A 21,315-nucleotide genomic window follows, 5' to 3' on the forward strand; every position below is an offset into this window, starting at 1 on the left:
CGCGAGCAGGCTCACTCCTACAATGGATCTGCGGTGTACGCAGAATCAAGGCAAGACGAAAAAACCATGTGGGAGCGAGCCTGCTCGCGATAGCGGAGTGACAGTCGACAGTTATGTTGAAGGTAATGACCCATCGCAAGCAGCGCCGTTCCCTCAGTGATTCTCGAGGCGGGGAGGCGTAAATGCCTCCCCGGTTCGTTTTTGGAAACCACATGAATATTCTGATCGTTGGGCCCAGTTGGGTCGGTGACATGGTGATGGCGCAGACACTGTTTCAGTGTCTCAAACAGCGCCACCCGCAATGCGAAATCGACGTGCTGGCCCCCGAGTGGAGCCGGCCGATCCTTGAGCGCATGCCCGAAGTGCGCCAGGCCTTGAGCTTCCCGCTCGGCCACGGCGCGCTGGAATTGGCGACGCGTCGGCGCATCGGCAAATCCCTGCGCGGTCAGTACGATCAGGCGATCCTGCTGCCCAACTCGCTGAAATCAGCGCTGGTGCCGTTTTTCGCCGGCATCCCGAAACGCACCGGCTGGCGCGGCGAATTCCGTTACGGCCTACTCAACGACGTGCGCACCCTCGACAAAGAACGCTATCCGTTGATGATCGAGCGTTTCATGGCGCTGGCCTATGAAGCGAACGCCGAGCTGCCGAAGCCCTATCCGCGCCCAAGCCTGCAAATCGACCCGGTGACCCGCGAAGCCGCACTGGCCAAATTCGGCCTGAGCCTCGATCGCCCGGTATTGGCCCTGTGCCCCGGCGCCGAGTTCGGCGAATCCAAGCGCTGGCCGTCCGAGCACTACGCCAAAGTCGCCGAAGCGCGTATTCGCGAAGGCTGGCAGGTCTGGTTGTTTGGCTCGAAAAACGATCACGCGGTCGGCGAAGACATTCGCGCCCGGTTGATCCCTGGCCTGCGCGAAGAATCGGTCAACCTCAGCGGCGGCACCTCGCTGGCCGAGGCCATCGACCTGATGTCCTGCGCCGACTCGGTGGTCTCCAACGATTCTGGTCTGATGCACGTTGCCGCCGCCCTGAACCGTCCATTAGTGGCGGTCTACGGCTCGACTTCACCGGGCTTTACCCCGCCGCTGGCCGAGCACGTCGAAGTGGTTCGTCTGGGTCTCGATTGCAGCCCGTGCTTCGACCGTACCTGCCGCTTCGGCCATTACAACTGCCTGCGCCAGCTGATGCCGGACGCGGTCAACGATGCCTTGCAGAAATTGCAGGGCTCTGTGGTCGAGGTTCATTAAGTTGCGGGTACTGCTGATCAAGACTTCATCGCTGGGCGACGTGATCCATGCGTTGCCGGCGCTGACCGACGCCGCCAGGGCGATCCCCGGGATCAAATTCGACTGGGTCGTGGAAGAAGGCTTCGCCGAGATCCCGGCCTGGCACCCGGCCGTCGACAAAGTGATTCCAGTGGCGATCCGCCGCTGGCGCAAAAACATCTGGAAAACCATCACCAGCGGCGAGTGGAAACGCTTCAAGCAAAGCGTGCGCGCCAACAAATATGACTTGGTGATCGACGCTCAGGGCCTGCTGAAAAGTGCCTGGCTGACCCGTTACGTCAAAGCGCCGGTGGCCGGTCTCGACAAAGGTTCGGCTCGCGAGCCGATGGCCGCGCGTTTTTACGATCGCAAACTGGCCGTGGCCCGTGGCCAACACGCCGTCGAACGCGTGCGCCAACTGTTCGCCATCGCCCTCGGTTACGACCTGCCCAAAGGCCTGGGCGATTACGGCCTCAACGTCGAACGTCTGGTCGAGCTGCCGCGCAAAAACGCCTTCGTAGTGTTCCTGCACGGCACCACGTGGGACACCAAACACTGGCCGGAAAGCTATTGGCGCGAATTGACTGAACGCGTCGGTTACCTCGGCGTCGGCATCAAACTGCCGTGGGGTAATCCCCAGGAAAAGGCCCGCGCCGAACGCATCGCCGCTGGTTTCAAACATGCCGAAGTGCTGCCGAAACTCAATCTGGCCGGCGTCGGCAAAGTCCTCGCCGGGGCGCAAGCCTGTGTCGCGGTGGACACCGGCCTCGGCCATTTGGCTGCGGCGCTGGACGTGCCGACCATTTCGCTGTTCGGCCCGACCAACCCGGGCCTGACCGGCGCCTACGGCAAATTGCAGATTCACCTGGCCAGCGACTTCCCGTGCGCGCCGTGCCTGCAAAAGAAATGTACCTATCAACCGACCGCGCAGGATGCCCGTCAGTTTGACCTGAAGCGTGAACAGCCTCTGTGCTTCACGCGTCTGAATCCCGAGCGTGTCGCCAGCCGACTGAGCACGTTGTTAATGGCTGAGGAGCTGCGCTGATGCAATTGGCATTCGTCCTGTACAAATATTTCCCGTTCGGTGGCTTGCAGCGCGACTTCATGCGTATCGCCCTCGAATGCCAGAAACGCGGGCATCAGATCCGCGTCTACACGCTGATCTGGGAAGGCGACGTGCCGCCCGGTTTTGAGGTGCTGGTGGCGCCGGTCAAAGCCTTCTTCAATCATCGTCGCAACGAAAAACTCAGCGCATGGATGGCAGCGGATCTGGCCAAGCGCCCGGTTGATCGCCTGATTGGCTTCAACAAGATGCCGGGGCTGGACGTCTATTACGCCGCCGACGGTTGCTTCGAAGACAAGGCGCAGAATCTGCGCAACTCGCTGTACCGTCGCTGGGGCCGCTATCGCCACTTCGCCGAGTACGAGCGCGCGGTGTTCGCCAAAGACGCGAAGACCGAAGTGCTGATGATTTCCGAAGTGCAGCAGCCGCTGTTCATCAAGCATTACGACACGCCGCTTGAGCGCTTCCACTTGCTGCCACCGGGCATCGCTCAGGATCGTCGCCGTCCAGCGGATGCTGACGAAATCCGCGCCGGTTTTCGCGCTGAATTCAATCTGAAGGATGACGAGCTGCTGCTGGTGCAGATCGGTTCCGGTTTCAAAACCAAAGGCGTCGATCGCAGCCTGAAAGCACTGGCCGCATTGCCCGCTGAACTGAGAAAGCGTACCCGGCTGTTTGTAATCGGCCAGGATGACCCCAAATTATTCCAGATGCAGAGCGCGACGTTGGGTCTGGGCGATAACGTGACGTTCCTCAAAGGGCGCAGCGATATCCCGCGTTTCCTGCTCGGCGCTGACCTGTTGATTCACCCGGCGTACAACGAAAACACCGGTACTGTGTTGCTTGAAGCGCTGGTCGCCGGCTTGCCGGTGCTGGTCAGTGCGGTCTGCGGTTATGCCCATTACATCGCCGAGGCCGACGCCGGGCGAGTGCTGGACGAGCCGTTCGATCAAGCGCAGTTGACGCAATACCTGACTGACATGTTGAAAGACGACGCTGCACGCGCGGCCTGGAGCCGCAATGGTCTGGCCTTCGCCGAGACGGCCGACCTCTACAGCATGCCGCAGCACGCGGCCGATGTGATTCTGGCGGAGCACGCTTAATGAAGTTGATGCTGGCTGAACCGTTCAAAAGCCTTTGGGCCGGACGCGACCCGTTCGCCGAAGTCGAAGGCTTGCAGGGCGAGGTATACCGCGAGCTGGAAGCACGCCGGACACTGCGCACGGAAGTCGACGGCAACGGATTTTTCGTCAAGATTCACCGTGGCATCGGCTGGGGCGAAATCTTCAAGAACCTGCTGACCGCCAAGCTGCCGGTACTCGGCGCGGGTCAGGAGTGGAAGGCTATCCAGCGTCTGCAGGAAGTCGGCGTGCCGACCATGACCGCCGTCGCGTACGGCGAGAAGGGCAGCAACCCGGCGGATCAGCACTCGTTCATCGTCACCGAAGAGCTGGCGCCTACCGTCAGCCTTGAGGACTTAAGCATCGACTGGGTCAAGCAGCCGCCGGAGCCGAAGCTCAAGCGCGCGCTGATCGCCGAAGTCGCGCGCATGACCGGCATGATGCACCGCGCCGGCGTCAATCACCGCGACTGCTACATTTGCCACTTTCTGCTGCACACCGATAAGCCGGTGACGGCAGACGATTTCAAGCTTTCGGTGATCGACCTGCACCGTGCCCAGACCCGCGCGAAAATCACGCAGCGCTGGCGCAACAAGGATCTGGCCGCGCTGTACTTTTCCGCGCTGGACATCGGTCTGACTCGCCGCGACAAGCTGCGTTTCCTCAAAGGCTATTTTCAGCAACCGCTGCGGCAGATCCTGGCTGAAGAAGCGCCGTTGCTGAGCTGGCTCGAAGGCAAGGCCAACAAGCTCTATGCGCGTAAACAGCGCTACGGGGATGCGCTCTGATGGCGGGTTGGATTCTGGAGCCGCAATACAGTGAACTCGCCGAAGACTTTGGCAGCCTCGAAGCGGTGTTTGCCCTGCAAGGCGAACGGCTGACTCGCGATCCACTGTCCGAAGTCGTCCGTGTCGAGCGCAACGGCGTCAACTATTACGTCAAACGCTACGTCGGCGCCGGTAAAGGCTTGCGCCGTTACCTCGGCAAGCCGCGGGTGAAGATGGAATGGCAGAACCTCAAACGCTTCGCCAAGTGGGGCATTCCCACCGCTGAAGTGGTGGCCTGGGGTCTGGAGCGACGTGGCGCGGCGTACGACCGTGGCGCGATGATCACCCGCGAATTGCCGCGCACCGAAGACCTCTCGGCGCTGGCCGAGCGCAACGATCCCAAGCTCAAGGATCGCGCCTGGGTCGATGGCGTCAGTCGGCAACTGGCCGCTTACACGCGGACCATGCACGATCACCGCTTCACCCATAACGATTTGAAGTGGCGCAACCTACTGATCGACGATCAGGCGCAGTTGTTTTTGATCGACTGCCCGAACGGTGATTTCTGGCGCGGTTTCTGGCTCAAGTACCGCATCACCAAGGATCTGGCCTGCCTCGACAAGGTCGCCAAATATCATCTGTCGAACACCCAGCGCCTGCGCTTCTATCTGCAATACCGTGGACGTGATCGCCTGGATGCCGCTGACAAGAAGCGCATTCGCCACGTGGTGAGATTTTTCGAGGGACGCGAATGACTGATTTTCTGGCCGCTGAAGACCGTGCGCTGCTTGAGCGCCATGGCCTCGGCACCTTCGACGCGCTCTGGGCCAAACAGCTTGAAGCGGTGGACGAGCCGAACACCGACGGTGGTGGCTGGAGCAGCGTGTTTCGTCTGGAGCTGGAAGGTCACGCTTATTACCTCAAGCGCCAGAGCAACTACCTGACGCGCACCTTGCACGCGCCATTTGGCGAGCCAAGTTTTGCCCGCGAATTTCGCAACATCAGCCGCTACAACACGCTGGGGATTCCGGCGTTGCAAGCGGCGTTCTTCGGGCAGCGCAAGGTCGACGGTGAAGTCCGCGCGATCCTGCTGACCCGCGCCCTTGATGGCTGGGATGATCTCGATTCGTTGTTGCAGCGCTGGTCGGAACTGACCGCCACGCAGCAATCGGCGATCCTCAAGGCCTGTGGGCAACTGGCGCGGCTGCTGCACGGCTTGCGTCAGGTGCACGGTTGTTTTTACCCGAAACATATTTTTTTGCAGGCCGACGGCGCTGAATATCGCGCGCAGTTGATCGACCTGGAAAAGACCCGGCCCTTGCTGTTCGGTCAGCGCGACCGGGTCAAGGATCTGGAGCCGCTGCTGCGCCGTGCGCCGCAGTGGAGCGAGGCGCAACTGCGCGAATTGCTCGCGGCCTATGTTGATCAACCGAGCGACAGTTCGCTGGTCGACAGTTGGGTTACGCGTCTGACCGCAAGACGCAGTCGCAAGGAGACCCGCTGATGCAGTTGTCCGACCTGAAAAACGCCGGGCGCACGCCAAGTCTGCCGTTGACGATTGCCCTGGCCGATGCCGCCGGGCCTGCCGATTTGCAGCTGCTAAGTCTGCTGCGGGTGCTGCCGGGGCAGCGTTATGTCGGTGCCGGTGTTTGGCGCGGTCGGCCGGTGCTGGCGAAATTGCTGGTCGGCAGCAAGGCGGCGCGGCATTTTCAGCGTGAGCTCAATGGCGTGAAACTGCTGGCGGCGCAAGGCCTGACCACGCCGCTGCTGTTGGCCGATGGCTTGAAGGAAGGCGAGGGCGGCTGGCTGCTGTTCGAATTCCTTGAAGATGCGGAAAGCCTTGGTGATGCCTGGCAACAGGTCGAGTCGTTGCCGGTGCTGGCGGATGAACAATCGGCGGTGCTGGGCGACGCACTCGGCGCGATTGCGCAGTTGCACAGCAAGGGCCTGTGGCAGGAAGACCTGCACCTGGACAATCTGCTGCGCCATGGCGGCCAGTTGTATCTGATCGACGGTGCCGGCATCTGCGCGGAAACTGCCGGCCAGCCATTGTCGCGGCAGAAAGTCCTGGAAAACCTCGGAGTGTTTTTCGCCCAGTTGCCCAAGGCGCTGGAGCCGTTTACCGAAGAATTGCTGGTGTATTACCTGCTGAGCAACGCCGAGCACGCGCTGCCGCTGGAAGCGTTGCAGAAGCAGATCGACAAGGTGCGCGCCTGGCGTCTGCGCGATTACCTGATCAAGGTCGGTCGTGAGTGCACGCTGTTTGCCGTGCAGCGCGGAGCGTTCGCCTTGCGCGCTATTCGTCGCGAAGAAGAGGCGGCGATGGTGCCGGTGCTGGAACAGGCCGATGCGCTGCTCGATCAGGGCCATTTGTACAAGACCGGTGGCGCCGCGAGTGTCGGCAAGGTCGACGTGGCCGGGCGCACACTGGTGATCAAGCGCTACAACATCAAGAATTTCGCACATTGGCTCAAGCGCTTCTGGCGTCCGAGCCGCGCCTGGCATTCGTGGCGTGAAGGCAATCGCCTGGCGTTCCTCGGCATCGCCACGCCGAAACCGTTGGCGGTGCTGGAAAAACGTTTCCTGTGGCTGCGCAGCCGCGCGTATCTGATCACCGAATACCTGCCGGGTCCGGACATCATCGAGCGCTTTGCGCCGTATGTTGAAAACGGCGAGGCCCCGGAATCCGAGCTGCAGGCACTGGATCAACTGTTCGCCCGCCTGATCGCCGAGCGCATCAGCCATGGCGACTTCAAGGGCCATAACCTGTTCTGGCAGGACGATCGCTGGGCCCTGATCGACCTCGACTCAATGTGCCAACACCGCTCCCTCGGCAGCTTCGCCCCGGCCTACGCCCGCGACCGCGCACGCTTCATGCGCAACTGGCCAGAAAGCAGTGCGCTGTATCAAGTGATTGATCAGCGTTTGCCGAAAAGTATTGATCGAGTCTGAAGATTTAAAAGATCGCTGTTCGGCAGCTCCTACATTTGGAATGCGATTTCCTGTAGGAGCTGCCGAAGGCTGCGATCTTTTGATCCTCACCGCTGTTCGGCAAATAGCTCTGGGTCATTCCCGCCACGTTTACGCTATAATCCCGCCCTTTAGCTGTCTCTCGCCCGGTGCGAGGGCACATCAATTTTCAAGGCGCATCGCGCCTGAATGCAGACTAAAGAGGCTAGACCCCTGTGGCATTGACGATTCTTGGCCTGTCCGGCGCCCTTAGCCATGACCCTTCAGCCGCGTTGTACATCGACGGCAAGCTGGTGGCGGCGGCTGAAGAGGAGCGTTTCGTACGCGATAAGCATGCAAAGAACCGCATGCCCTACGAATCGGCGAAGTTCTGCCTCGAACAGGCTGGCATCAAGCCGTCCGACGTTGACGTTGTAGCGATTCCGTTCGCGCCGATCAGCCTGTTCGGTGAGGCCCGCTGGCACTACGCCAAACGCTACTGGTATGCGCCGGATCGCGCCCTCGATGCGATCCTGATGGGCAACCGTCGCTACAAGCGCTATCGCAACAAGATCGTCTGGTGCCTGGAACAACTGGGTTTCGATCCGAAAAAGATCAAGATCGAACCGGTCGAGCACCACTTGGCTCACGCCTCCAGCGCCTACCACTGCTCGGGTTTCCAAGAGAAAACCGCGATCCTCGGCATTGACGGCAAGGGCGAGTACGCGACGACCTTCTTCGGTTACGGCGAAAACGGCAAGATCCACAAGATCAAGGAATTCTTCGACCCGGACTCCCTCGGCGGCCTGTACGGCGCGATCACCGAGTTCCTCGGTTTCGAGATGCTCGACGGTGAGTTCAAAGTCATGGGCATGGCGCCGTACGGCGATGCCAGCAAATATGATTTTTCGCGTCTGGCCTCGTTCGAGAACGGCGAGCTGGTGATCAACACCGACTACGCCAACGTGATCGGCCTGCGTCGCTACAAAGAGAAGGGCAAAGGCTTCTACTTCTCGCCGAAGCTGATCGAATGGCTGGGCCCGAAACGCGAAGGCGATATCGCTGACGAGCCGTACATCCACTACGCCGCAAGCATGCAAGCGCTGTTCGAAAAGATCTCGCTGCAGATGATCGACCACTACCTGGGCGACATCCTCAAGGAAACCGGCAAACTCGCGTTCGCCGGCGGCTGTGCGTTGAACGTCAAGCTCAACCAGAAAATCATCGCCCGTGATGACGTCAAAGAATTGTTCGTACAGCCGGCGTCCGGCGATGCCGGCACCGCAGTTGGCGCCGCCGCTTACGTGTCGCACGCCCGTGGCGTGCCGGTCGAGAAGATGGAACACGTCTACCTCGGCCCGTCGTACAGCAACGAAGACGTGATCGCCGCGTGTGCCCGTCACGAGAACAAACCGACCTGGCGCAAGCTCGACAACATGCCTGAGCAGATCGCCAAGATCATGGTCGATGGCAACCCGGTGGCCTGGTTCCAGGGCCGCATGGAATTCGGTCCGCGCGCACTCGGTGGTCGTTCGATCATCGGTTGCCCGAGCATCCCTGGCGTGGCTGACCGCATCAACCATCAAATCAAGTTCCGCGAGCGCTGGAGGCCTTTCTGCCCGTCGATGCTCGACACCGTTGCGCCACAGATGATCAAGATCGATCACCCGGCGCCGTTCATGACCTTCACTTTCGAAGTCGCGGATGAGTGGAAAACCCGTGTGCCGGAAGTCGTCCACGAAGACGGTACGTCGCGTGCCCAGGTGCTCAAGCGCGAATACAACCCGCGCTACTACGACATGATGAAGGCGCTGGAAGTCCTCACCGGCAACGGTGTGTCGCTGAACACTTCGCTCAATCGTCGTGGCGAACCGATGATCTGCTCGCCGACCGACGCGCTGAACATGTTCTTCGGCTCCGATCTGCAGTACCTGATCATGGAAGACATTCTGGTGGTCAAAGAGGGCGCAAACGCTTATGACTCGCTCGGCTGAACGCCATGTGCTGCAGTTCTGTCACGGCTATGACGGGCCGTTCCTCGACTGCGCACGGCAGTACGCCAGCCTGTTCGCGGGCACCGGTTATCGGGTGACCACGGTCTTTCTGACCGGGGCCGCCGATAGCGAGGTGGCCGCAGCGTGTGCCTCTGATGAAGTGTTGTTCATGGAGTACAGCTCCAAGGCCATTCGTGGCCTGAAGCTGGGCGCCATCGGCGATCTGCGCAAGATCGCCGCTTCACGCAATTTCAGTTTCTGCATCGCCCATCGCTTCAAGCCGATCTACATCGCCTTGCTCGGCACGTCGCTGCCGGTGATTGGCGTGCACCACGCGTTTGACGATTACAAACGCGGTACGCGCAAATTCTTTGCGCACATTTTCCGCAAGCGCCTGAGCCTGCTTGGCGTGTCCGATGCGGTGCGCGACGACATGCGTCGTTGCCTGCCGAAATGGCCGCAAGCGCGAATTCAGACGCTGTACAACCGTATCGATCTGCCTGCGCTGCAATTTGCTCAGGTGTCTGCCCGCGAAGCCCGCGAGACCTTGGGGCTGGCGGCGGATGCGTGGATTGTCGGCAACGTCGGTCGGCTGCACCCGGACAAGGATCAGGCGACATTGCTGCACGGTTTCGCCGCCGCGCTGCCGGGTTTGCCCGAGAACAGCCAACTGGTGATTCTCGGCAAGGGCCGCCTGGAACAGGATCTCAAGGAGCTGGCGCGCGAGCTGGGTATCGGCGATCGCGTGCTGTTCCTCGGGCAGGTGCCAGACGCGCGCAATTACTTCCGTGCCTTTGATGTGTTCGCGCTCAGCTCTGATCACGAACCGTTCGGCATGGTGCTGTTGGAAGCCATGGCCGCCGGCGTGCCGTTGCTGGCCACCGCGTGTGGCGGGGCGAAGGAAGTGGTCGAAGGCGTGGGCATTCTGTTCCCGCTAGGCGATGCCGAACACCTTGCCCAAGGCCTGCAACATTTGGCCGGTATGGATGATCAACAGCGCCATCAGTGCGCCGAGATGATGCTCGAACGTCTGCGTGAGCAATTCTCCGACCGTGCGGTGCGCGACACCTTCTGGCGTCTGCCGCAAGTTATCGATCTGGCACCGAGGGGCTGATGCTCAACCGATTCCAAGGCTGGCGCGAACGTGGCTGGTCGCCCGTTGACGCCTCCACCTATGCCAGCGCCTGGCAGCAATTTGGCGGCAGTGTCGCGACGCACCCGCTGGTGGTCGAGCGCCTGGCGGATCTCGCCGGCATTCCGGTGCGTTATCTGGCCTGGGAACAGCAGGGCGAAGTCAAAGCGGCGATCCCGACCTGGGGCCGCGATCTGGCCCTGTCCAAGGACGTGCTCAAACGCAACGGCAAAAAAGGTCTGTTCGACCTCGGCAACGCCGAGCTGATCCTGCCGGCCGCCGTCGATGCCCAAGCCCCGCTGCGCCATCGCGCGCGCTACCTGTCGGCTCTCAATGAAACCCGCTTCAGCGGCATGAAGTTGCAGGCCGAACAACTGGCCATGGCCCGTACCCCCGAAGAACTGTCGAAGAAGTTTCGCTACAACCAGCGCCGCGAACTGCGTCTGCTGGAAGAGGCGGGCGGCGTGGTGCGTCCGGTCAGCGACTTCTCCAGTGTTGAACTGGCGGCGATCTACTGCGATCTGTTTCAGCGCCGCTGGGGTTTCCCCGCTACCGGCGCAGCGCGTATGGCTGATGTCATCGAGCTGCTGCGCGAGCTGCTGATCGGTTCGGTGATCTTCCTCAACGAGGCGCCGATCGCGATTCAACTGGTGTACCGCGTTGAAGCGCCGGAGTGGATCAGCGTCGAGTACATCAATGGCGGCGTCGACCCCGAAACCCGTGAATTCAGCCCCGGCAGCGTGTTGAGCTTCCTCAATACGCAAAGCGCCTGGGAGCATGCGCGCGCGCTGAACAAGCCGTTGCGCTTTTCCTTCGGTCGCGCCGACCGTGAATACAAGGATCGCTGGTGCAATCCTGTGCCGGTGTTCACCGTATGAGTCAGCCCATGAGCCGCAAACAGCAACTGCTCAAGCGCCACCGGCGCAACAAACGCATAGGCCTGCTGATCGCACTGATCGTATTGATCGCCATCGGTGTGCTGGTCGCCTGGTGGTTGCCGCTGCTGCTGGCGGTGGTCGGCTGGATCGCCCATGAAGCGTGGTTCGCCGATCACCTGTTTTATTCGCCGAAAGACGATTACCAGTACAGCTTTCCACCGTATACACCGCAGCCAAAGGTGCATCTGAACGGCGAGCAATTGCGCCTGGACGAAGGCGTGATGCTGGTGGATGACGCCACCCTGATTCTCTCGGTGCAGGTCAAAAGCACGTGGCTGGGACGCTTCTTCGACCCGCGCATCGAGCTGGTGGGCGGCACGAATCCTGACGCGCAAACCTTCGAACGCGGCGTCAACGGCCTGCGCTATCTGAACCTCAGTGGTCAGGCGCAAGCCTTGTCGCAAGGCGGGCTGCGCTTGCGCGGGCGCTTCTGCCGCTTATCGGGCGAAGCGGTTCTGTGGGCGCTGGAGCAAGCGGACTATCGTCGTTCGCGAGTGATGGTAATCGCCCCGCACGCCGACGACGCCGAGCTGGCAGCCTACGGTTTGTACAGTCAGGCAGACGAAGCCTGGATCGTCACCCTGACCGCTGGCGAAATCGAAGCCGAACACTATCAGCAGATGGGCCTGAACAAGGTCGAAGCCGCGCGACTCAAGGGTCGATTGCGCGCTTGGGACAGCCTCGCGGTGCCGCGCTGGGCCGGTGTGCCGGCGGAAAACTGCGTACAACTCGGTTACTTCTGTCTGCAACTGGCAGCGATGCAGGCAGCGCCGAATCAGGCGATTGCTTCACGCGAAGCCGATCTGAGTGATACCCGTCTGTTCCGTCAGTTGAACCCGTTCAGCTTGCCGAGCGATGTCGATGGCGCGCCGACCTGGAACAATTTGCTGGCCGACCTGCGCGAAGTGCTGCTGCGCGCACATCCGGACGTGATCGTCCTGCCGCATCCGACGCTTGATCCGCACCCCGATCATATTTGCAGCCAACAAGCCGTGTTGCAGGTGCTCAGCAGCCTCGACTGGCAGCCAACCCTGCTCGGTTACGCCAACCATCTGCACGACAACGATCGCTGGCCGATGGGCAATGCCGGTGACGGCATCGCGCTGCCGCCGGCTTTCGACGCCGCTGTACCCATGCAGCCGTTGTGCCTGCCACTGACGGTTGAGCAGCAACGTGACAAGGCCATGGCGCTGGGCATGATGCATGACCTGCAGCCGCCAGCACCGTTCAAGCGTCGTTTGCGCCGCTCGATCCAGCGTTTGCTGGCCGGTCGCAAGCCGTCGGTGTACGGCGAAAACGAATTTTTTCGAAAAGCGGTCAGACGCCAGGAATTGCTTTGGCTGCTGAAACCGGGTGAATCAGGCGTGAATCGGGGAAAGTTATGAGTCAACGGTCGAAGGTGCTGCAGTTGCAGCCTGACTACAACGTCAAAGCCCATGATTTCGCCGACCTTGCCGAGCAGATCGTCAAGGCGCTGCCGTCGGATCGTTATGAGATCACCGCTGCGTTTCTGCGTGGCAAACCCGCACCTGGCGAGCCGGTCAGCCGCGCCGATCGTTCGGTGTATTTCGAGTTTTCCGACAAATCCCTCAAAGGCATGCGCCTGCGCGCGATGTGGGCGCTGTACAAGTTCTGCCGCCGCGAGAAGTTCGACGTCGTCATCTGCAACCGCTTCAAACCGGTGAACATGATGCTCACGCTCAACCGTTGGTTGAAGGTGCCGCTGTGCATTGGCATCTCCCACGGTTTTGGCGAGTACGACCGCTTCTATCGTCGTCGTCAGACTCAGCGTTTGATCGACCGCCACTGGCGCTTCGTCGGTGTCTCACCAGCGGTCAAACAGTACCTGCTGGACTGCGATTGCGGGTTCACCGACCAGAACACTTACGCCATCACCAACGCCATCGATATCGAACAGGCCGAAGGCTTGCAGCACAGCCGCGAAAAAGCGCGCGAGCTGCTCGGCATCGACCCGAATGTGCGCCTGATCGGTGCGCTGGGGCGGCTGGTCTCGGTCAAGGGCCATACCTATCTGTTGCAGGCCTTTGCCGCGCTGAAAGACAAATACCCGAACACCCAGTTGGCAATCATCGGTGCCGGGCGCCTGCAAGCGCCGCTGGCCGCCGAGATCGAGCAACTGGGCCTGAGCGGTCGCGCGCACCTGCTCGGTTTCAAGGAAAACGCCCTGCAATACGTGCGTGCCTTTGATCTCTGGACCATGCCGTCGCTGGCCGAAGGTTTGGGTCTGGCCTTGCTGGAAGGCATGAGCGGACATTTGCCGGTGATCGCCTCGAACGTGCCGGCGATGTTGCCGCTGATCGAAGGCGCTGGCGGTCTGGCGATTACGCCCAAGGATGTACCGAGTATTGTCGCGGCGCTGGATCAGTACCTCGCGTTGTCCGATGACGAACTCAAGGCCAAGGGCGAACAAGCCTACCGCTATCTGCAGGAACAGCATGACATCGAGGTGTTCCGTCAGGAGTACCTGGACCTGATCGACACTGGCCTGGAACAAGCGCGCAAGGTGCAGCCATGAGCGAACAAGAAGCCATGAGCGAAGCCAATGCCCTCGTCACCGTGATCATCGCTTCGTACAACCACGGCCCGTATATCGAGGAAAGCATTCTCAGCGTCCTCAAGCAGACCTACCAGAACATCGAACTGCTGGTGATCGATGACGGCTCGACGGATGACAGCGTCGAGCGCATCAACGCCTTGCAGGCGCAGTACGGTTTCGATTTCCGTGTGCAGCAGAATCAGGGCCTGACCAACACGCTCAATGGCGCCATCGCGCGCGCGAAGGGCAGCCTGATCGTGCCGTTCGGCTCCGACGACATCATGTACCCGGAGCGCATCGCGACTCAGGTGGCGTATATGGACGGCAAGCCAGAGGTCGGGATTTGCGCCGGCAACATCGAGTTGATGGACGCAGATGGCAACCTCTACCCGGAAAAACGCCAGCGTCGCGATGTGCCGTTCCGTCGCCTCGACTTCGATGACATGTTCCTTGAGCGCAAGCCTTACCCGCCGGCCCCGACCTTGATGATCCGCCGCGAAGCGCTGGACAAGGTTGGTGGCTTCGATCCGACGATTCGCCTCGAAGACCTGTACATCGAGTTGAAGGTGACCCGTGCCGGTTACTTCATCGACGGCTTGAACGTGGTGATGGCGCGCTATCGCAAGCACGCCACCAATTCGTACAAGAATCACCGCTTCATGATCGAAAGCATCCTGCGCATCTATGCGTTGTTCAGCGATCATCCGCTGTACGACGAAGTGCGTTACAAGGCACTGAATTCGATGTTCCTCAAGACCGCCAACCGCAATCGCAAGCTGGCCCGCGAGCTGCTGGCGCAGATCCCGTTCAAGGCGTGGAACAAGAAGACCTGGCGCGGTCTGGGGCGTTTGCTGTTTTCGCCGCTGGAAAAGGACTGAAGCCGCTGCCGCTCGCGATCAGCGAGCGGCTTTCTCCGACAGGCGCTTTTCGCCTTTCTGGCGTTGGCGCAGCCAGTGCAGGAGTTTCTTGCCGGCGGCCATTCCTGGCAGTTCGATGTACAGGAACGTCGCGCTGCTGATCACAATCAACAGGCAGGTACATGCCGCCACCAGCGGCAGGTAGACCCACGCTTCAGTAGCGTCCAGGTTCAGCATCAGCGGCAGACGCTGCACCATCAGCCACAGTACGAAACCGTGCAGCAGATAGGTGCTGTAGCTGATCTCGCCGAGCCAGCGGATGCTGCGCGGCTTCAATACGCCGAACAGGGAATTGCCGGAAGCGACGATCACGAAGAACAACGACAGCAGAAACAGCGGCGCTGCCTTGAACGCACGATTGAACGCGGTAAAGGCGATGACCAGTGCCAGCAAAGCGATGAACCCGGCCAGACGCGTGCGGCTCCACGCCACCAGTGCGGGTCGACGAATCCAGTACGCCGCGGCGATACCGCCGAGAAAGCTGGCGAGGAAATGCTTCTTCAGCGAGTGCTCCCAGCCCACGACCTGATACAGGGCGTAAATGCCGATCAGGCACAGCACCACTTGCAGCCAGCTGCCGCGATAGATGAAAACCAATCCGGCCAGCGGCAGTGCCAAATAGAAAAACACCTCATAAGCCAGCGTCCAGGTGACGTTGGAGATCAGCATGCCGGTCTGGGGGTGTTGGTTGACGTCGGGTCGGTCGAAGGTCAGCCACGCCAGAATCTGCTTGAACAGTTGTACGCCGGGCTCTTTCAGTTCCCAGTTCTGCAGATGGAACACGGTGACGAAGACGATCAGCATCAGCGGCAGGTACAGCGGATACAGGCGAAACACGCGCGAAATCCCGAACGCCAGCCAGTCATGCTGTCGACCCTGGGCCAGCAGGCGATTCCAGAACAGAAACCCGGTGATCATGAAAAACAGCGCGACGCTGCCCTGACCCAGCATCGAGTAAAAGTTGCTCGGCGGAAACTCGAACACCCCGGTGCGCAGGAAAATCCAGGTAATGACCGAGTGGTGCACGAACACGCCAAACGCCAGGTAGCCGCGCAGGCCATCGATGCTTGCATAGCGGCTTTCGCCGGAATGCTGCAGGTGACGGGCAATTTTTGGCACCGCGCGCAACAACAGCGCAGCGGATACGATCGCCAGCAGATAGGCTGCCAGCGCAATCAACGGGTTGGTTTCGTTCATCAATGAACCTGGGTCGGAGTGTTGCCGGCCAGCACTTGCTTGTGCAGATTATCCACAGCGGATTTCGACGCCATCGTGGCGTACCCCTGGAGCAGCGCTTCGAAGTGATCCTCGAACAGCCAGCGCTTGTCGACGGTGTAACGTTGCATGTGGCGCAGATTGCGCTGACGCAAGGACAGACTGAGCGGGGTAGGGTAGACCCGCAGATCGGCCAGATCAATCAGGCCGAATTCGCCATCCTCCAGCACCAGTACGTTGCCCAGATGCAGCGAGCGGAAGTACACACCCTTCTCATGCAGTTGCGCCATGAACTTGCCAAAGCGCTCGACCAGCGCCTGGCGAACCGCTGGCGCGGTGATGCTTTGCAACACCTGGCGCAGCGTGTGGCCCGGCAACGGTGCGTAATGCACCGCGCTGCTGCCGTCGGCCAGGCGATACAGATTCAACACCTGCGGGGTAGGAATGCCCATCTGGCGCAATTGTTCGCTATTGACTGCAAAGCGTTCGGAATACGGGTTGAAGCTGCCCGAGGTGTACCAGCGGCGACGGCGGAACAGCTTGAGGAACGTGCCGTCGTTCAGGCGCAGGACTTTCGGGCCGAGGCCGTCCTCTTCAATGATTTGCGCCTCGCGACTCATGCCTTGCAGGTCGGTTGCCGAGAGCTTTTGCACCGGCAAGGTGAGCAGGCGACGTGCACGCTGATTGATGCTCAGTGCCGCGATCAGTGCCAGCGGGATCCACAGCAGGAACCAGTGCTCCTTGGGCCGCGAAATGATCCCGCCACCCTCGGTCAGCCCGGCGCCGATACCGAACACCAGCAGGGTCGAGGCCATGATCAACAGCGGCTGCACGCGCTGGCGCCAACTGCTGAGCAGGCCCCAGGCAAGGAAGAACAGCCACGGCAGCAGCCCGAAGATGCCGACGTAAAACAGCACGCCGAGGACAAAGCTGTGCGGTTCCTGAAAGTTGTAACCGACGCCCGGGTCGATCGCCAGACTGGCGTTGTAGCCATGGCCGATCCACGGATGTTCGCCGATCAGGTGCAGAACCTGTTGCCAGATTTCCAGCCGGTAAGAGTCACCGCGTTCGATGATCATCTGCGAAAAAGCGGTCAGCACTGCAATGCCGCTGGCTGCCAGCGCTGCCAGCAAACCCAGCGAACGCCGATTCCAGCAGATGAAGCAGAGCCACAGCGCGGCCATGGTCAGCGCCACCAGTGGCGTTCGGGAGCCAGTGCCAATCACCGCCATGAACATGATCGCCATGGCCGGCACGCTGAGCCACATCATCTGGCGGCGCTTGCAGGTCATGGTCACGGCGAGCCAGTAGGCACTGAAAAAACCGAACAGGTGCGAACTCAGCAGTGGGTTGTCGAAGGCCCCACCGCCCACCAGGCGCATGCCGGGTTCATAGACTCGGGCGAACTGGAACAGGAAGCACGTTGTGGCAATCAGTGCGACCAGAGCGGCGGTAAACAGCAGCGGTTGCAGGATGTCATTGCGGTACCGCACCAGCAGATAAGAGCCGGCAAACAGCAGCAAGGTGTGCAGCGGCGGTTTGAACATGCCGCCGACCGGTTCTCCGCCAGGCCCCCAACTGAGGCTGAGCAAGGCCCAGGCGACAAACAGCAGAAGGGCGATGAAGATCGGCTCGCGCAGCAGCTCCTTGAGCTCGCGCGGACGCAGGCACAGGGCAATCAGCGTGGGGATGCTGAACAGACCGTAAAACAGCTTGTGATGCAGACTTCGGCCCGGCAGGAAAAACAGCGCGCACAAGAGCAAGAGATAGCCGGTGGGAAGAATCCACAGGCTAATGAAATCGAAGACTCGATTGGACGTACTGCTGAAGCCGCGAAGTTGCATGCTGTGAGATTCAATCCTGAAGTTGATCGACCATTCGGATGATGGCTATTTGATGCTGGAAAAGTTGCTTAACAATAACAGCCTTTCGCCGATTGCCAGAACCCCGAAGAAGCTGTGCTAAAGTCAGCGTCCTTTTTATCGACTCTCGCGTGATATGACCGACTCCAGTCCTGCCGCAAGCCCTTCGAGCTTGAAAATCTACTTCCGCCTGCTCGGCTATGTCCGGCCGTACATCAGTCTGTTCCTGATCAGCATCGTCGGATTCCTGATTTTCGCCTCGACCCAGCCGATGCTTGGTTACATTCTCAAGTACTTCGTCGACGGCCTGTCGAACCCTGAAGCGGTGCTGTTTCCGACCGTACCTTACCTGCGTGACCTGCAACTGTTGCAGGCCGTTCCGCTGCTGATCATCCTGATCGCCGCGTGGCAGGGGCTGGGATCTTATCTGGGCAACTACTTTCTGGCCAAGGTTTCCCTCGGCCTGGTGCATGACCTGCGTGTGCAGTTGTTCAACAACCTGCTGGTCCTGCCCAACCGCTACTTCGACAAGCATAACTCCGGTCATCTGATTTCGCGTATCACCTTCAACGTGACCATGGTCACGGGGGCGGCAACAGATGCGATCAAGGTCGTAATTCGTGAAGGCATGACCGTGATCTTCCTGTTCGCGTCCCTGCTGTTCATGAACTGGAAACTGACGCTGGTGATGGTCGCGATCCTGCCGCTGATCGCCGTGATGGTGCGCACCGCGAGCAAGAAATTCCGCAAGCAGAGCAAGAAGATCCAACTGGCCATGGGCGACGTCACTCACGTGGCCTCGGAAACCATCCAGGGCTATCGCGTGGTGCGCAGCTTCGGCGGTGAAATCTACGAAGAAAAACGCTTCCTCAAGGCCAGCCAGAGCAACACCGACAAACAGCTGCGCATGACCCGCACTGGCGCGATCTACACGCCGATGCTGCAACTGGTGATCTACAGCGCCATGGCGGTGCTGATGTTCCTCGTGCTGTACCTGCGCGGTGACGCGTCGGCCGGTGACATGGTGGCTTACATCACCCTGGCGGGCCTGCTGCCGAAACCGATTCGCCAATTGTCCGAAGTCAGCTCGACCATCCAGAAAGGCGTGGCCGGTGCGGAAAGCATTTTCGAACAACTGGACGTGACGCCGGAAGTCGACACCGGCACCGTCGAGCGCGATGCCGTGACCGGTCGTCTGGATGTGCGTAACCTGAGCTTCACCTACCCGGACACCGAGCGTCAGGTACTCGACAACATCAGCTTCTCGGTGGAACCGGGGCAGATGGTCGCGCTGGTCGGTCGCTCCGGCAGCGGCAAGTCGACGCTGGCCAATCTGATTCCGCGCTTCTATCACCACGACAAGGGCGAGATCCTCATCGACGGTGTGGAAGTCGAAAACTACAAACTGCTCAACCTGCGTCGTCATATTGCTCAGGTGACCCAGCACGTGACCCTGTTCAGCGACACCGTGGCGAACAACATCGCCTATGGCGATCTGGCCGGCGCGCCGCGTGAGGACATCGAGAAAGCCGCGCGTGATGCCTATGCCATGGACTTCATCGCGCAACTGCCCGAGGGCCTCGACACTCAGGTCGGCGAGAATGGCGTGCTGCTTTCCGGCGGTCAGCGTCAACGTCTGGCGATTGCCCGTGCATTGCTCAAGAACGCGCCGCTGCTGATTCTCGACGAGGCCACCTCGGCCCTCGACACTGAGTCCGAGCGTCATATTCAGGCGGCACTCGATCAAGTCATGAAGGGTCGCACCACGCTGGTGATCGCGCACCGTCTGTCGACCATCGAGAAGGCTGACCTGATTCTGGTCATGGATCAGGGCCGTATCGTCGAGCGCGGCACCCACGATGAGCTGCTGGCGCAGAATGGCTACTACGCCCGTTTGAACGCTATGGGCCTCGATGCCCCGGCTGAAGACATCGCCTGATAATGTTCACGCGGCCCGGTAGGAGCTGCCGCAGGCTGCGATCTTTTGATCTGTTTTCATAGAAGCAAGATCAAAAGATCGCAGCCTTCGGCAGCTCCTACATGGAAAGTGGATTGCAGTTGTGGGACGTTGTTTGTATCCAGACCTTTACCCTTCTTGACCAAACCGGCATAAAACCGGGCACCGCGCTTGTTAAGGTTCCTCAACGAACTCTTACATCTATCGAGGGGGACATCCCCGTCGCGCGGGTACTCTCATGTTGCAACGCTATCTATGGAAACTGCTGCCAAAACCGCAGCGGGCCTTCCTGCTTGGGCGCTTGTCGGTGGTTGATCGGCAGGTCGTGAACAAGTCGATGTCGGCCAGTCTCGCGTTTCCAAAGGCTTTCCAGCAGCACTCCTGTTTATTCATTCATGTGCCCAAGTGCGCCGGCAGCAGTGTCTGCGAAGCGATGTTCGACGGCTGGCGTCCGGGGCATCTGCCGTTGTACTGGTATCAGGAGCAGTTTCCCCAGCAGTTTGCCTCGACTTACAAGTTTGCTTTCGTCAGGGATCCGCTGGAGCGTGCGTACTCGGCGTTTGCGTTTCTGCGCGGTAATGAACTGAGTGGCCGCGATCAGGCTGCGCAGCAACTGGTCAGGCAGTACCGGGATTTCGAAGATTTTGTCTTGCGCTGGCTACATCCCGACAATATCTCCCGGCAATTGCACTTTGCTGCGCAAACCGATTTCCTCACCGACTCGCTGGGGCATCTGGCACTGGATTTCATCGGCTATCAGGAGCATTTGCAGCGCGACTTTCAGCTGGTCTGCGAGCAATTGGGGCTGTCCAGCCAGTTGCCCCACGTCAACAGCTCCCGGCAACGTCAGCCAATCCCCGCACGTGAATTTTGCACCGCGCGCACCCGGCGACTGGTGAAGCGGGCCTATCAGCGTGACTACGAGTTGCTCGGCTATGAATGAATCCCTGTCGCTGCCGACGCCAGCGCCGGCCATTCGCCCTTATGGTCTGGCGCTGTCGCATCAGGCCCGCGCCATAATCAAGGGGCAGCGTCCGCGTTGCCTGTGGCTGACCGGATTTTCCGGTGCCGGCAAATCGACGCTGGCCAACGCGCTGGAGTTATATCTGCATCAGTTTGGTCTGCACACCTTTTTGCTCGATGGCGACAATGTGCGCAGTGGGCTGTGCTGCGATCTGGGCATGGGCGATGCCTGTCGCCGCGAGAACATTCGGCGTATGGCCGAAGTGGCGCGGCTGATGGTCGATGCCGGGTTGATCGTGATCGTCGCGGCCATCTCGCCGTTCCGCGCCGAGCGCGAGGCTGCACGCCGACTGTTTGCGCCGGAGGATTTTATCGAGGTGCATGTCAGTACCTCGTTGCAGGTCTGTGCGCGGCGCGATCCGAAGGGGTTGTATCAAGCGGTTCGCGAAGGCCGGATCAGCAACTTCACCGGCGTCGACAGTCCCTACGAGCCCCCGCTGAGTGCGGAATGCCGAATCGACACTGGAGCCCTTGAACTGCCCGAAGCCTGTCAGCAGTTGGCGGCGTTGCTGCTCAAAAAATGAGCAGAAAACCCACCTGTTTCATCCTGTTGCA

The 21,315-nt window shown here is 60.4% G+C and carries 18 protein-coding genes; 16 read left to right on the forward strand and 2 right to left on the reverse strand.

Annotation, left to right across the window (positions count from 1 at the left end):
- Positions 1-212 precede the first annotated feature (212 nt).
- The 13 genes from waaF (at position 213) to ACQ4MY_RS09630 (ending at position 14,664) form a co-directional block, all read left to right on the forward strand.
- A complete protein-coding gene (gene waaF / locus ACQ4MY_RS09570; RefSeq protein WP_045123125.1) occupies positions 213-1,247 on the forward strand; it encodes a lipopolysaccharide heptosyltransferase II in 1,035 nt (344 codons plus the stop codon).
- A 1-nt stretch (position 1,248) separates the two neighbouring features.
- Positions 1,249-2,310: a lipopolysaccharide heptosyltransferase I gene (gene waaC / locus ACQ4MY_RS09575; protein ID WP_440094877.1), complete on the forward strand. Its 1,062-nt coding sequence runs from the start codon at positions 1,249-1,251 to the stop codon at positions 2,308-2,310.
- Entirely contained in the window at positions 2,310-3,431 is a 1,122-nt protein-coding gene (locus ACQ4MY_RS09580) for a glycosyltransferase family 4 protein (RefSeq protein WP_440094878.1), read from the forward strand. Before waaC ends, ACQ4MY_RS09580 begins: the two co-directional genes overlap by 1 nt.
- Positions 3,431-4,237: a lipopolysaccharide core heptose(I) kinase RfaP gene (gene rfaP, locus ACQ4MY_RS09585; RefSeq protein WP_440094879.1), complete on the forward strand. Its 807-nt coding sequence runs from the start codon at positions 3,431-3,433 to the stop codon at positions 4,235-4,237. The genes ACQ4MY_RS09580 and rfaP overlap by 1 nt, the downstream gene beginning before the upstream one ends.
- Positions 4,237-4,971 (forward strand): lipopolysaccharide kinase InaA family protein, encoded by a 735-nt coding sequence (locus ACQ4MY_RS09590; RefSeq protein ID WP_008081351.1) that lies wholly within the window; start codon positions 4,237-4,239, stop codon positions 4,969-4,971. The genes rfaP and ACQ4MY_RS09590 overlap by 1 nt, the downstream gene beginning before the upstream one ends.
- Positions 4,968-5,720: a lipopolysaccharide kinase InaA family protein gene (locus ACQ4MY_RS09595; RefSeq protein ID WP_008081349.1), complete on the forward strand. Its 753-nt coding sequence runs from the start codon at positions 4,968-4,970 to the stop codon at positions 5,718-5,720. The genes ACQ4MY_RS09590 and ACQ4MY_RS09595 overlap by 4 nt, the downstream gene beginning before the upstream one ends.
- Positions 5,720-7,168 (forward strand): lipopolysaccharide kinase InaA family protein, encoded by a 1,449-nt coding sequence (locus tag ACQ4MY_RS09600; RefSeq protein WP_440094880.1) that lies wholly within the window; start codon positions 5,720-5,722, stop codon positions 7,166-7,168. Before ACQ4MY_RS09595 ends, ACQ4MY_RS09600 begins: the two co-directional genes overlap by 1 nt.
- Before the next feature lie 233 nt (positions 7,169-7,401).
- The gene (locus ACQ4MY_RS09605) at positions 7,402-9,159 is read left to right on the forward strand and encodes a carbamoyltransferase family protein (RefSeq protein ID WP_008079282.1); all 1,758 of its coding nucleotides are present in this window, start codon (positions 7,402-7,404) and stop codon (positions 9,157-9,159) included.
- Positions 9,143-10,273, forward strand: a complete 1,131-nt coding sequence (locus ACQ4MY_RS09610) for a glycosyltransferase (RefSeq protein ID WP_440094881.1) — start codon at positions 9,143-9,145, stop codon at positions 10,271-10,273. The genes ACQ4MY_RS09605 and ACQ4MY_RS09610 overlap by 17 nt, the downstream gene beginning before the upstream one ends.
- Positions 10,273-11,169, forward strand: coding sequence for an antimicrobial resistance protein Mig-14 (locus ACQ4MY_RS09615; protein WP_440094882.1), 897 nt, complete (start codon positions 10,273-10,275; stop codon positions 11,167-11,169). Before ACQ4MY_RS09610 ends, ACQ4MY_RS09615 begins: the two co-directional genes overlap by 1 nt.
- A gap of 8 nt (positions 11,170-11,177) precedes the next feature.
- Entirely contained in the window at positions 11,178-12,614 is a 1,437-nt protein-coding gene (locus ACQ4MY_RS09620) for a PIG-L family deacetylase (protein ID WP_440094883.1), read from the forward strand.
- Positions 12,611-13,765: a glycosyltransferase family 4 protein gene (locus ACQ4MY_RS09625; RefSeq protein WP_440094884.1), complete on the forward strand. Its 1,155-nt coding sequence runs from the start codon at positions 12,611-12,613 to the stop codon at positions 13,763-13,765. The genes ACQ4MY_RS09620 and ACQ4MY_RS09625 overlap by 4 nt, the downstream gene beginning before the upstream one ends.
- 14 nt (positions 13,766-13,779) lie before the next feature.
- Positions 13,780-14,664, forward strand: a complete 885-nt coding sequence (locus tag ACQ4MY_RS09630; RefSeq protein WP_045123043.1) for a glycosyltransferase — start codon at positions 13,780-13,782, stop codon at positions 14,662-14,664.
- Between the two features lie 18 nt (positions 14,665-14,682).
- Here the strand turns inward: ACQ4MY_RS09630 and ACQ4MY_RS09635 are convergent, their stop codons facing one another.
- Positions 14,683-15,900: an acyltransferase family protein gene (locus ACQ4MY_RS09635; RefSeq protein WP_440094885.1), complete on the reverse strand. Its 1,218-nt coding sequence runs from the start codon at positions 15,898-15,900 to the stop codon at positions 14,683-14,685.
- Positions 15,900-17,762, reverse strand: coding sequence for an O-antigen ligase family protein (locus tag ACQ4MY_RS09640; RefSeq protein ID WP_440094886.1), 1,863 nt, complete (start codon positions 17,760-17,762; stop codon positions 15,900-15,902). Before ACQ4MY_RS09640 ends, ACQ4MY_RS09635 begins: the two co-directional genes overlap by 1 nt.
- Positions 17,763-17,916: 154 nt before the next feature.
- Between ACQ4MY_RS09640 and msbA the strand changes: the two genes are divergently transcribed.
- The 3 genes from msbA (at position 17,917) to cysC (ending at position 21,284) form a co-directional block, all read left to right on the forward strand.
- Positions 17,917-19,719, forward strand: coding sequence for a lipid A export permease/ATP-binding protein MsbA (gene msbA, locus ACQ4MY_RS09645; RefSeq protein ID WP_440094887.1), 1,803 nt, complete (start codon positions 17,917-17,919; stop codon positions 19,717-19,719).
- Between the two features lie 256 nt (positions 19,720-19,975).
- The gene (locus tag ACQ4MY_RS09650; protein WP_440094888.1) at positions 19,976-20,680 is read left to right on the forward strand and encodes a sulfotransferase family 2 domain-containing protein; all 705 of its coding nucleotides are present in this window, start codon (positions 19,976-19,978) and stop codon (positions 20,678-20,680) included.
- Complete coding sequence (cysC, locus tag ACQ4MY_RS09655; RefSeq protein ID WP_440094889.1) at positions 20,673-21,284, forward strand: adenylyl-sulfate kinase; 612 nt, start codon at positions 20,673-20,675, stop codon at positions 21,282-21,284. The genes ACQ4MY_RS09650 and cysC overlap by 8 nt, the downstream gene beginning before the upstream one ends.
- The last annotated feature ends 31 nt before the right edge of the window (positions 21,285-21,315 follow it).

The organism is Pseudomonas sp. SM4 (assembly GCF_051913165.1).
GTDB lineage: Bacteria > Pseudomonadota > Gammaproteobacteria > Pseudomonadales > Pseudomonadaceae > Aquipseudomonas.

Coding starts and splice junctions, on each gene's coding strand:
- waaF (WP_045123125.1), top strand. CDS start 213: ATGAATATTCTGATCGTTGGGCCCAGTTGGGTCGGTGACATGGTGATG.
- ACQ4MY_RS09580 (WP_440094878.1), top strand. CDS start 2,310: ATGCAATTGGCATTCGTCCTGTACAAATATTTCCCGTTCGGTGGCTTG.
- rfaP (WP_440094879.1), top strand. CDS start 3,431: ATGAAGTTGATGCTGGCTGAACCGTTCAAAAGCCTTTGGGCCGGACGC.
- ACQ4MY_RS09590 (WP_008081351.1), top strand. CDS start 4,237: ATGGCGGGTTGGATTCTGGAGCCGCAATACAGTGAACTCGCCGAAGAC.
- ACQ4MY_RS09595 (WP_008081349.1), top strand. CDS start 4,968: ATGACTGATTTTCTGGCCGCTGAAGACCGTGCGCTGCTTGAGCGCCAT.
- ACQ4MY_RS09600 (WP_440094880.1), top strand. CDS start 5,720: ATGCAGTTGTCCGACCTGAAAAACGCCGGGCGCACGCCAAGTCTGCCG.
- ACQ4MY_RS09610 (WP_440094881.1), top strand. CDS start 9,143: ATGACTCGCTCGGCTGAACGCCATGTGCTGCAGTTCTGTCACGGCTAT.
- ACQ4MY_RS09615 (WP_440094882.1), top strand. CDS start 10,273: ATGCTCAACCGATTCCAAGGCTGGCGCGAACGTGGCTGGTCGCCCGTT.
- ACQ4MY_RS09620 (WP_440094883.1), top strand. CDS start 11,178: ATGAGCCGCAAACAGCAACTGCTCAAGCGCCACCGGCGCAACAAACGC.
- ACQ4MY_RS09625 (WP_440094884.1), top strand. CDS start 12,611: ATGAGTCAACGGTCGAAGGTGCTGCAGTTGCAGCCTGACTACAACGTC.
- ACQ4MY_RS09630 (WP_045123043.1), top strand. CDS start 13,780: ATGAGCGAAGCCAATGCCCTCGTCACCGTGATCATCGCTTCGTACAAC.
- ACQ4MY_RS09635 (WP_440094885.1), bottom strand. CDS start 15,900: ATGAACGAAACCAACCCGTTGATTGCGCTGGCAGCCTATCTGCTGGCG.
- ACQ4MY_RS09640 (WP_440094886.1), bottom strand. CDS start 17,762: ATGCAACTTCGCGGCTTCAGCAGTACGTCCAATCGAGTCTTCGATTTC.
- msbA (WP_440094887.1), top strand. CDS start 17,917: ATGACCGACTCCAGTCCTGCCGCAAGCCCTTCGAGCTTGAAAATCTAC.
- ACQ4MY_RS09650 (WP_440094888.1), top strand. CDS start 19,976: ATGTTGCAACGCTATCTATGGAAACTGCTGCCAAAACCGCAGCGGGCC.
- cysC (WP_440094889.1), top strand. CDS start 20,673: ATGAATGAATCCCTGTCGCTGCCGACGCCAGCGCCGGCCATTCGCCCT.